The 9,567-nt window shown below is 45.9% G+C and carries 7 protein-coding genes; 2 read left to right on the top strand and 5 right to left on the bottom strand.

Annotated elements, in window-relative coordinates:
- Positions 1-945 (top strand): ribonucleotide-diphosphate reductase subunit beta (locus BLV67_RS31610; protein ID WP_074854581.1); only part of this gene is annotated, 945 nt, incomplete at its 5' end.
- 100 nt (positions 946-1,045) lie between these two features.
- Here BLV67_RS31610 and BLV67_RS31605 read toward each other — a convergent pair.
- The 3 genes from BLV67_RS31605 to BLV67_RS31600 are packed head-to-tail and all read right to left on the bottom strand — an operon-like array spanning position 1,046 to position 6,784.
- Positions 1,046-2,101, bottom strand: a complete 1,056-nt coding sequence (locus BLV67_RS31605; protein WP_074854580.1) for a DNA cytosine methyltransferase — start codon at positions 2,099-2,101, stop codon at positions 1,046-1,048.
- Positions 2,101-3,789 (bottom strand): response regulator receiver domain, encoded by a 1,689-nt coding sequence (locus BLV67_RS32820; protein ID WP_141722724.1) that lies wholly within the window; start codon positions 3,787-3,789, stop codon positions 2,101-2,103. The genes BLV67_RS31605 and BLV67_RS32820 overlap by 1 nt, the downstream gene beginning before the upstream one ends.
- Positions 3,782-6,784, bottom strand: coding sequence for an ATP-binding protein (locus BLV67_RS31600; RefSeq protein WP_069787043.1), 3,003 nt, complete (start codon positions 6,782-6,784; stop codon positions 3,782-3,784). Before BLV67_RS31600 ends, BLV67_RS32820 begins: the two co-directional genes overlap by 8 nt.
- 432 nt (positions 6,785-7,216) lie before the next feature.
- Between BLV67_RS31600 and BLV67_RS31595 the strand changes: the two genes are divergently transcribed.
- On the top strand, positions 7,217-7,741 hold the full coding sequence (locus BLV67_RS31595) for a BRO-N domain-containing protein (protein WP_069787042.1): 525 nt from the start codon (positions 7,217-7,219) through the stop codon (positions 7,739-7,741).
- A 361-nt stretch (positions 7,742-8,102) separates the two neighbouring features.
- Here the strand turns inward: BLV67_RS31595 and BLV67_RS31585 are convergent, their stop codons facing one another.
- Positions 8,103-8,816 (bottom strand): DUF4225 domain-containing protein, encoded by a 714-nt coding sequence (locus tag BLV67_RS31585; protein ID WP_069787040.1) that lies wholly within the window; start codon positions 8,814-8,816, stop codon positions 8,103-8,105.
- The gene (locus BLV67_RS31580; protein ID WP_069787039.1) at positions 8,813-9,298 is read right to left on the bottom strand and encodes an Hcp family type VI secretion system effector; all 486 of its coding nucleotides are present in this window, start codon (positions 9,296-9,298) and stop codon (positions 8,813-8,815) included. Before BLV67_RS31580 ends, BLV67_RS31585 begins: the two co-directional genes overlap by 4 nt.
- Between the last annotated feature and the right edge of the window lie 269 nt (positions 9,299-9,567).

Genomic DNA, 9,567 nt, shown 5'->3' with positions numbered 1-9,567 from the left:
TACGACTGGGCCTGGCAAAAGTACCTCGACGGCTGCGCCAACCACTGGATGCCGCAAGAGGTCAACATGACCGCCGACATCGCCCTGTGGAAAAACCCCGAAGGCCTCACCGACGACGAACGCCGCATCGTCATGCGCAACCTCGGCTTCTTCTCCACCGCCGACTCGCTGGTTGCCAACAACCTGGTCCTGGCCGTGTACCGCCTGATCACCAACCCGGAGTGCCGCCAGTACATCCTGCGCCAGGCCTTCGAAGAAGCGATCCACACCCACGCCTACCAGTACTGCATCGAATCGTTGGCCATGGATGAAGGCGAGATCTTCAACATGTACCACGAGATTCCATCGGTCGCTAAAAAAGCCGCCTGGGGCCTCAAATACACCCGCTCCATCTCCGATCCGAAGTTCGAAACCGGCACCGTCGAAACCGACAAAGAACTGCTGCGCAACCTGGTCGCCTACTACTGCGTCCTGGAAGGCATCTTCTTCTACTGCGGCTTCACCCAGATCCTATCCATGGGCCGCCGCAACAAAATGACCGGCGTGGCCGAACAGTTCCAGTACATCCTGCGCGATGAGTCGATGCACCTGAACTTCGGTATCGATGTGATCAACCAGATCAAAATCGAAAACCCGCATTTGTGGGATGCTGAAATGAAGGAAGAAGCGACCCAGATGATTCTGCAGGGCACGCAACTGGAGATTGAATATGCGCGCGATACCATGCCACGTGGGGTGTTGGGCATGAATGCGGCGATGATGGAGGATTACCTGAAGTTTATTGCTAATCGTCGGTTGTCGCAGATTGGTCTTAAAGAAGAATACCCAGGGACGACGAATCCGTTCCCGTGGATGAGCGAGATTATGGACTTGAAGAAGGAGAAAAACTTCTTTGAGACTCGTGTGATCGAGTATCAGACTGGTGGTGCGCTGAGCTGGGATTGATTTTGTAACACATTACTTACAACATACTTTATACAAAAAAGGCCTTCAAATGAGGCCTTTTTTTTCGAAAAATAATTACTTAAAATACAAATCTTAAAAATTAGTCAAAATTTATGATCCTAGTGAACATTTCATATGCCATATCCATAGGAACTGCATTCCCTATTTGAAGGGCAATTTGAGACTTATTACCAAAAAACTTATAGTCGTCAGGAAATGTTTGAAGCCTTGCCGCCTCACGCAAAGTTATGGCCCTGTTTTCTTCGGGATGTGCAAATCGCCCTCTAGTTACATCGGTACATCCTGTGGTTAATGTCGGAGCAGGCGAAGTCCATTTCATGCGGCCATATACATCAGGAAAAGAATTTTCTGAAAGTTTTTTATGACATGCCAACTGAAGATCGAATGGTAGAGATGAGCGACTACCACCATCTGCGGGAATGGCACTGAGTCTCCTCAAGGTAAGCTCACTATGGCGTCGAGAAGTATGCAAAGGATCGGTGACATTCGATTCATTTGAACAGGGACTTAATCCCTTAAAGGCAAAACGTACATCCCTAGTCTCCAACTTTAATTTCGCAACCAACTCAAATGAATCACACCCACGTGCGTCAAGGGAAGCAAAAAAAACAAATCTAATACGTCTCTGCGGCACGCCCAGATTTGCCGCGTCAATCCGCGCCGGCTGATTAAAACTATACCCTAGCACTTTAAGGCTTTTCTGAAGCTTTACAATAGTTTTTGAAGAACCCAATCCCGGAACATTTTCCACCCAGATATACTTAGGCCTTAAAAGCTCAACGAATGGCAATGCTTCTAAAAGCAAAGGAATACGGCTGTCGTCGGTATTTCGCTTTCTATTCTGAGAACTAAAAGGTTGGCAAGGAGCACAAATAGCAAGCAACTCTAACCCATTACCACTGATTTCATGAAGCAAATCCCGAGGATTGACTCTACGAATATCGTCATTAAAAAACCTAACCTCAGGATGATTTAGTTTATAAGTAGCAGCCGCATTCGGATCAATATCCAACGCCGCCGCCACTTTAAACCCGGCTTTCTTTAGAGCAGCACTAACTGAACCTGAGCCGCTAAAAAAATCAATTGCTAAAGGTCGCTGGTCTTGCTCAATAATTTTAACAGTATCTATTGACATTATTTGCTCGACTGAAGCCTAAGCCATTCAGACTGATTGAGACCTACCCTTGTCAATGAACTCATAATTTTGTTTACAAGACTTAAAGAGTTCTGCTCCCTTAACTCAGCTATCCACCTCCATTTTTTCCCACTGCTATCCGTAAAGACCCATCGCGAATCTTCTTTTTCAGCGGCAACCACTGAACGCCCAGCAGACGCGGCGAATCTTATGGTCCTAATGATAAGATCTTTATAAGGTAAATTAAAGGTTTCACAAGTGCTTTCTATCGGAAGCACAAGTTCATAACCAGAAGAACATTGAACGATCTCCACAAAAGAAAAGCCCCGAGGATTTGTTAAAACATCCAAACGAACAGCATCGCATTTAGGCTGCAGGCACAAAATATACTCAAAAATATTAGTATCTACTATCGGTTCAAGTGAACGAAGCACAACCCCTAACGTAAGTATGGGTGGCGTATCCACAACCCTCGCAACTCCTACTCCGGAATGTCTAGCCAAAGTAGAAAGCACAGAAAAGTCTTTATGGGCTTTTTCTGACTCCTCATCAGACTTGAAAAAAGAATTACAAACCTTTAGCCCTCCCTGCTGCCCCCCCAACTTTTTTAATCCTGAAAAACCGTCCTCAACCAATTGTATTTTGGATGCACTATTTAGCTTTGAAATATCCCTTCCTTCGGCGTTAAATGAAATATTAACATTAGTTTCCTGGAGACCCGTCTGGGTACCCAACCAAAGAACAGACCCCGCCTTTCCAACAACTCTTTCTGCAATTTTCGCTTTATTAACAGTTATAGAAAACTCAGAAAGAATGACATCCGTCAATAATCGCCCTGCATCGTCGGGATCGGAAGCTGTAGATCTTTGCCCAGCAAATACCCCATCCATACACGGGGAAAACTGTGCCAGTAGTCGATGGGTATCATTTCTAATCGCAGCAATACTATCCAGCGCAAAGGCCTTAAGAAGCCCTTGAGAGAGGATTGTAAACTCTTTGATTGCTCGTGTAGGGAGATCACGCCAAGAAACCACGTCGGGATTATTAGTATAATCCTTACGAGTTGGCTTGTTTATAAATCGAATTCTTGCGCTTTCTGAATTAAGGAGACGCTTATTCGTGTCGCATACTCTAGCCAGGTGTCCCAACCCCTTTTCTAGCTCTGCCGCTGCAGACTCCAAATCGGGCTCCCCTGTGTAAACTAAAACAAGCCTTAACCTTCCACCAACTTCAAGATCGTATTCAAGAAGTTTTCTTATTACACCAATTGCAGCTTGTGAATTATCCACCTCCAACTGCCAATCAATTATGGATATATCTGCGAACTTCGCTGCTAAAAATGTAGTATCGACAATTTCATCGCGAGCAGTTTTATTATCAGGCAAGTAAGAGCCACAAACCAGACCAAGTCGAGAGAAAGAGTTAACAATCTCTCTCAGATCAATATCATGATTTCCATACGTACCTGACCCACTCGCCTCGTCCTCGTTTAACCCGCCCTGAGAGCTATCAACTTCTTGCGACGACACTACACCAGGAAACAAACTAGACTTCCGGGCAGCCACTTTAGGAGGTTCGGGCAAGGATGGAGACACGAAAGGTTGATTATCTGCAATCAAAACAGTGCGAACAAAGTTAAGCGCGGACTTTGTGCAGTGATCAAAAAAACTATTAGCGGCCTCAGACATCATTATTCTCCATAACATCCATAACTTCCTTCGCGATCCTAAAAACTGGCGACCTATCTACCCCACTGCTAATTAACTCTAGGTCAAGACCAACGCTCTTCAAAGCATCTCGCGACACAGAAAGTCCCATCCCCCTTCCATTTGGTTTCATCGAAACCCCAAAATCAAATATTTGGTTTGCGATTCGTACTGGAATACCTGGGCCACCGTTTTCTATCGTAAACCCTTTAGAGTCGGCATCGAGCTTAATCCACTTATCCGACTCTCTGTACGATACTATCCAGAAAATAGCATTATCTATAACATTTACAAAGCTAGCTAAAACTGTAGATGCATAAGTATTAATAGAGAATCTCTCAAAATCCTTAGTAACTATTAGCTCTATCCCTGTTTTTTTAAGCCTATCAATAAAGGCATCTTGAAGGTAACGCAGAATCATCGCCCCAGTGACATCAACAAGATTCCTTCTTACCCTCCTACTCAGGGGAGCAAACAGCGATAAATAACCATCGACATGATCAAAATTAACCCTTAATTTCTCATAAGCCTCATCTAGCCCAGCAGTACCATCGGCCCAAGGTTTAATCTCGCGAATGGAATCACGGATGCCACCAACGACGTTATCCAGCTCATGTCCAATAATCCCAACTGCACCTCCTGCTTGAGCGAGATCATTGTACAATGACACCTGATCTTCCAGCTCGGAAATTCTTGCTTCTAACGCAGCGATAGTTTCTTCTGGCGTGGTACGTTCAGACACATCAACTCGAAACCCTTGCAGCTGTCTAAATATCGATTCAAAAATTTGTTTTTTAGATGATAACTGAGAGACCATACGTAACTCGAGTTCCCTCTGACGCAAAAATGCTTCTGCGCTTGTAAGTCCATCTAAATCAGACCTATTCAAATCAATTACAACTTCTTCGGCCGCATTTTTAAACTGATCAAAACTACTCTTTAGCAATTGCTTAATATCGTAATCCACACGAGACAGTTCAGCTTCGGCGTCAGAACGCATCTGCCGAAGGTTTTTCATGGCTTCGTTTTTTTCCGCATTAATGGCGAGCACAGCTCTGTCACGCTGTTGAATCTTAATATCAAATCGACTTCTAAAAACGGAAACTATTTCAGCAACCTGCTTCCTGGCGGGCTCAAGCTCAGAAATACGGAAATTCTCAAACCATTCTACGTAATTATTGAACGCCTCACTATCCTCTTTACTAGGACTGAAGGTTCTAGGCCTCGATAGCAACAACCCTTTCTCTAAACTATCGACATCACGATATGCCTGCTGCTCAAACTCTGTCGAGTCCGTGCTTATAAACTCAGGAAAAGCATTATCCAACGAACACAAGTTAGATTTTAAACCTTCAATTATCTTTATAACTGCCGAGGACGGATCACCTCTATTTATACTGTCGAATATTTTACCTAGTGAAATCTTGAATTCATTTCGCCTACCTGCGACCTGTTTACTTCTTCGAATTAGCAAATCCGCTTTAGTCTGAAGTTCCGCACGCGTCTCTCTAAATTCGCTCCCGTGTTCCGCTCGCTCCCGAAAATAATCTTTAGCCAGCTCTTTCAACCAATTTTCTAATATTGCCCGAAACTGTCTAAACGCCTTGTTCTCACGAAACCCTTCTCGACCAGCTTTTTCGATTAACGTAGAGTTCTCCGAGCTATCAATTGCTACGTAACCAATCATGCGCCTGTGGGAAAAAAACCAATCTTTTGCAGCTAAAGTCCGCCTATTTTCAATTCTCAGCCAATCATAATCTGATTGCCCATATGGAAGAACGCGAATTCCGTCCCTGTAAACGTAGAATCCGCCATATCGCCAAAGTTTATCCATCATCTCTTTATGAGTTTCAGGATCCAACAACGACTCAGAACTTCTTCCTTGCACTGCAGCCAACCGAACAGTAAATGCACCACACTCAGTCTGCTTTCCGCCATTTCCAGGCCAGTTCAATACGTAGGGCTCTGCGACACCTTTATATATATTTAAAGTACCTACAAACTGACCAAATTCGTCAAATCGACCTTCAAACAGATGATCCGCCTTTAATAAGTCGCGCTCATTAAAGAAGCTGTCACCTAAAATAAGCTCATTCACCAAACCTGATGGCTTATGATCCCTAAACTCAGCTTTAATTGGTGGGTCAATTCCGTCTTGCATAGCGTTACCAAAGCCGAGCAAAACACGTTTTAAAGGTGGAGCATCTCTAGTTTGCTCATCTTCATCGACATCGACACTTAGTATTTCATCAGTAGGACTTAGATAAAAATGCGTTCCATAGTTAAGACCTTCAAGCGAAAGGCTTTTCGCGTCATCGTCTTCAGCAACTGCGATAGATGCGAACCATCTATCATAGGCAACCACATCCAGACTGTAGCTATGTAAATTCTCAAGAATTTGCGTACGCTTTTCTGAATTTAGCGGCAATATCAATTCAGCATTATCAATTACTTTTTGCAGCATCATCTTTATATCTGAAGCTGTCGGCAGCCCTAAAAACTGCTCCACCGGCACCTCAATTTGATCTATATTCAAACCTGGAACTTCAAATAGCTCCCAGCATACCAAGGAGGCGACAATATTCTCACAACCATTTTCTCTAACTGCACGAGACATTGCAAATGTTATAGGTGCAATAGTAGCAATGGCCAATCGACCAATACCTTTTTCTCCCAACACAGGACGATATGGCAGCTCTTTGGGACCAGTCCATACTTTAGCAGGGTCTTTGTTCAATCCAAGTTTGCTTTCTGTCCCTAACGCTAGCCATTTATTAGTGAAATCTTCTAGCGTCATACCAAGGCCATTATCACGAATTATTAGCAGCCTCTGACTCCTAATAAAATCAGCCTCCACCCTAGTTGCATAGGCATCATGGGAGTTTTTGAACAGCTCGTGAATTGCTGTAGGTATACCGGCTATCTGTTGTCGCCCGAGCATATCCACTGCACGTGCGCGCACCGAAAATTTGGCCATTGGATCCTCCATAGCCTGAATAACTGAGTACTGTAGAAAGTATTGCATCAATGGTGAGCCAGATCTATCAACCTCGCGAACGAGGAGGCTTGACGACGATGCTCTGCCACCCTAGGCTGCGGTCCGGCGCCTAAGAAACGCCTCAACCAGAGCGGTCCTCCGCACCCGACAGCCATGCGGCTTTTTTTCGCCAGCGGTTTCTCTACGCCTGTGAAAAATCCCCGTTATGTCGGGAGTGGGCGAATACAAGACCCGAAAGGGGAATATGTCCGGCCCGTCTCTGGTGGGTTTCTTAGCTCCCGACACCCATAACGCATGCCCTAAGAAAGCAACCAGAGGTAACGGAAATGCCTGGATACTTTGCATCATCTGCGAAGGTCATTCGCAGTACCCGCACCATTTCTCCAACACCCTCCAATCCGGAGGTGTGCCATGTATGAACCTACCGTATTCACTCGCCAAAACCTGCAAATGCATGCCCTGCTGCTGGAGAACCAGCCATGGTTCTGTGCTCGTGACCTTGGTCGCCTGATGGGGCTTTATCTGGCTGAGCGAATGGTGAGCAAGCTCGATGAGGATCAGCGGCAGACACTGGATATCTGCTATCACGGCCAGCCTGAGAACATGCTGATGATCAGCGAATCCGGCGTATATGCATTGCTGGTGTACCACTACTCACCAGGACATCGCCTGTTGCGTGAATGGTTGACCCATCAAGTGGTGCCTACATTGCGTGACAAGCATCAACCACGATCTACAGACCGTCCGATGCTGAGCTTGCTTGATTGGCCCGAAATGTCGTTGAGCCTTCTGCATTGGCAGGATGAAGGCTGGATTCGGTTACGAGATATGCCATATCTACTGCTCAACAGGACTCGCCACAGGGCGCCGCCGAGTAGAAACTGGCTGCAGAAGATCGCGGAATATTTCCGGCCTTCAGGTCATTCGGTGCGCTGAGCTTTCATATTTGGGTCGCCCGAGCTGAAGCTCGGACGGCCTTCTTATCGGTCTTCCTCTTTTTTTCGTTCAGAACTATCGCTAGCCTTCCACTTCGTCGGAAGTGCAAATCCGTGAGCCAATATGCCGAAAAAGGCAAACCACCCGATGATTGGATATTGAATAATAAAATCAGTCCTAATCCCAAAAAAAGGAAACTCGCCATACTTAATCACCTCAATATAGGACACCACAAAATAGCCGTTATAGACCACGCAAAAATAGAGCTTTATATGATTCAAATCACACCCAGAAAACCTCCTTTTCAGAGCATAAGCGGACCATACGCCCCCCATCACAAACAACATCGACCAAAACACAATCATTCATCAAGCCTTTTATATATTTGCCTGCCAGTTTCATAATCGATAAAAGCTTCCAACCCTAACGGCACCGCCCCCATAGTTTCATAAGCCCGTACTTTATCTCCTCTTATGTATCTAAATAATCGCCATGCGTCAGGTTTAATCACAAGCCTGCCAAGACCGTACATTGACAATCCTATATCCGCGCCACCGTAGGCTAGGTCGCCTTCACGCTCACCATACCCAAGCGATCTTGCTGTCTCGCGATACCCGCTCCTCACCGGCCCCACTGCATCTGAAGCCTCATCAATTAAATTTCTACCGCTCTCATAAATATTATTAGCGCCGTGCGCCATAATCGGGATGCCCGCCAGCAAACACAGCGTACCGACTGAGGCGTAGCAAATTCCTGCCCCCGTCGCAAACTGAAGTGCGCCCGCGATAACCCCGATGCCTTTCCTCCCCACCTCAAGGGATTGGTTTAGGAGGCTTTCTTGTTCGTGCTTTATTTCTTTCAATCCCTGATCAACAGTTTTTCTGCCTTCCTCAACTTCCCTAACAATACTCCGCGCGTAATAAGCCACCTCCCGATTAAATTGCAGCCGAACAATCCCATCATTTATATTCCGAGCGCTTATCGTACAAGCCTGGTTAGTCAGATACGCCGCAGCCTGACTAACCACCCAGAGGTCTTGAAAGGTAGGTTTCCGTTCTTCATCTTTTGTGTTCACCGGCCTGCCTCCCAAGTACTGAAGCCACTTGTTCCCGCCTGATGATGAGTCCAGATTATTTCGCGATATTTAAGCGCAACATGCTCTTGTGCCTCTGCATCAATATGCAAAACAGAATGCGGTACGTCGACAGTGAGGTCAGTGATGATGCAGCCTCGAATATCGACGCTGTAGTATTTTTCATGCCAGCCCGATTGGGCGATACGGTAAAAATTAATGACGCAGTTGAGCTCTTCCCTGTTGGAAAGCGCTACCGCCAGCAAGGGTGACGATTTGTCGATATTTTTGGTAATGGCAATCGGCCCATGACTCGACGTCCTGACGTTGCCCCTGTTAGCCATATTATGGTGGAAGGACAGCACCATTATCTCGTCGCAGTGCCCCTCCTGCCACTTGTTGCCGATAGAGTCTTGAGTCGAACACTTGGCAGAAATCAGACCTTGGAATTTGCCGCTGATGGTCATGTAGCCGTGGTTTGCCATAGGGTTAACGCCTTGTTGTTTTTTGCATTTACCATACGAAAAATAGCAAATAGGAGATATCGGAAAGTTCGCTTTAAGTGGTACGAGTGGTATGTAGGAAATTCAACCCGCAGTTCAATCAATCAGCCCAAACACTTGCACGAACTACCTGCACTCATTCTCGAGTGAGCGTGCCGGAACCTCAGAAGCCCCAATCCTGGCTCAGGGGTAGTAAACTCGTATCGCCATAAACGTAGTGACCGTCGCACGCACAAAGAAGAGCGCAGAGG

The organism is Pseudomonas salomonii, from assembly GCF_900107155.1.
Classification (GTDB): domain Bacteria; phylum Pseudomonadota; class Gammaproteobacteria; order Pseudomonadales; family Pseudomonadaceae; genus Aquipseudomonas; species Aquipseudomonas salomonii.
The sequence above is the reverse complement of the archived record's forward strand: the minus strand, read 5'-3'. Positions and strand labels throughout refer to the sequence as shown.

Excerpts from the sequence above, each read along its gene's own strand:
- BLV67_RS31605 (WP_074854580.1), bottom strand. The coding sequence starts at position 2,101 with ATGTCAATAGATACTGTTAAAATTATTGAGCAAGACCAGCGACCTTTA.
- BLV67_RS32820 (WP_141722724.1), bottom strand. The coding sequence starts at position 3,789 with ATGTCTGAGGCCGCTAATAGTTTTTTTGATCACTGCACAAAGTCCGCG.
- BLV67_RS31600 (WP_069787043.1), bottom strand. The coding sequence starts at position 6,784 with ATGGCCAAATTTTCGGTGCGCGCACGTGCAGTGGATATGCTCGGGCGA.
- BLV67_RS31595 (WP_069787042.1), top strand. The coding sequence starts at position 7,217 with ATGTATGAACCTACCGTATTCACTCGCCAAAACCTGCAAATGCATGCC.
- BLV67_RS31580 (WP_069787039.1), bottom strand. The coding sequence starts at position 9,298 with ATGGCAAACCACGGCTACATGACCATCAGCGGCAAATTCCAAGGTCTG.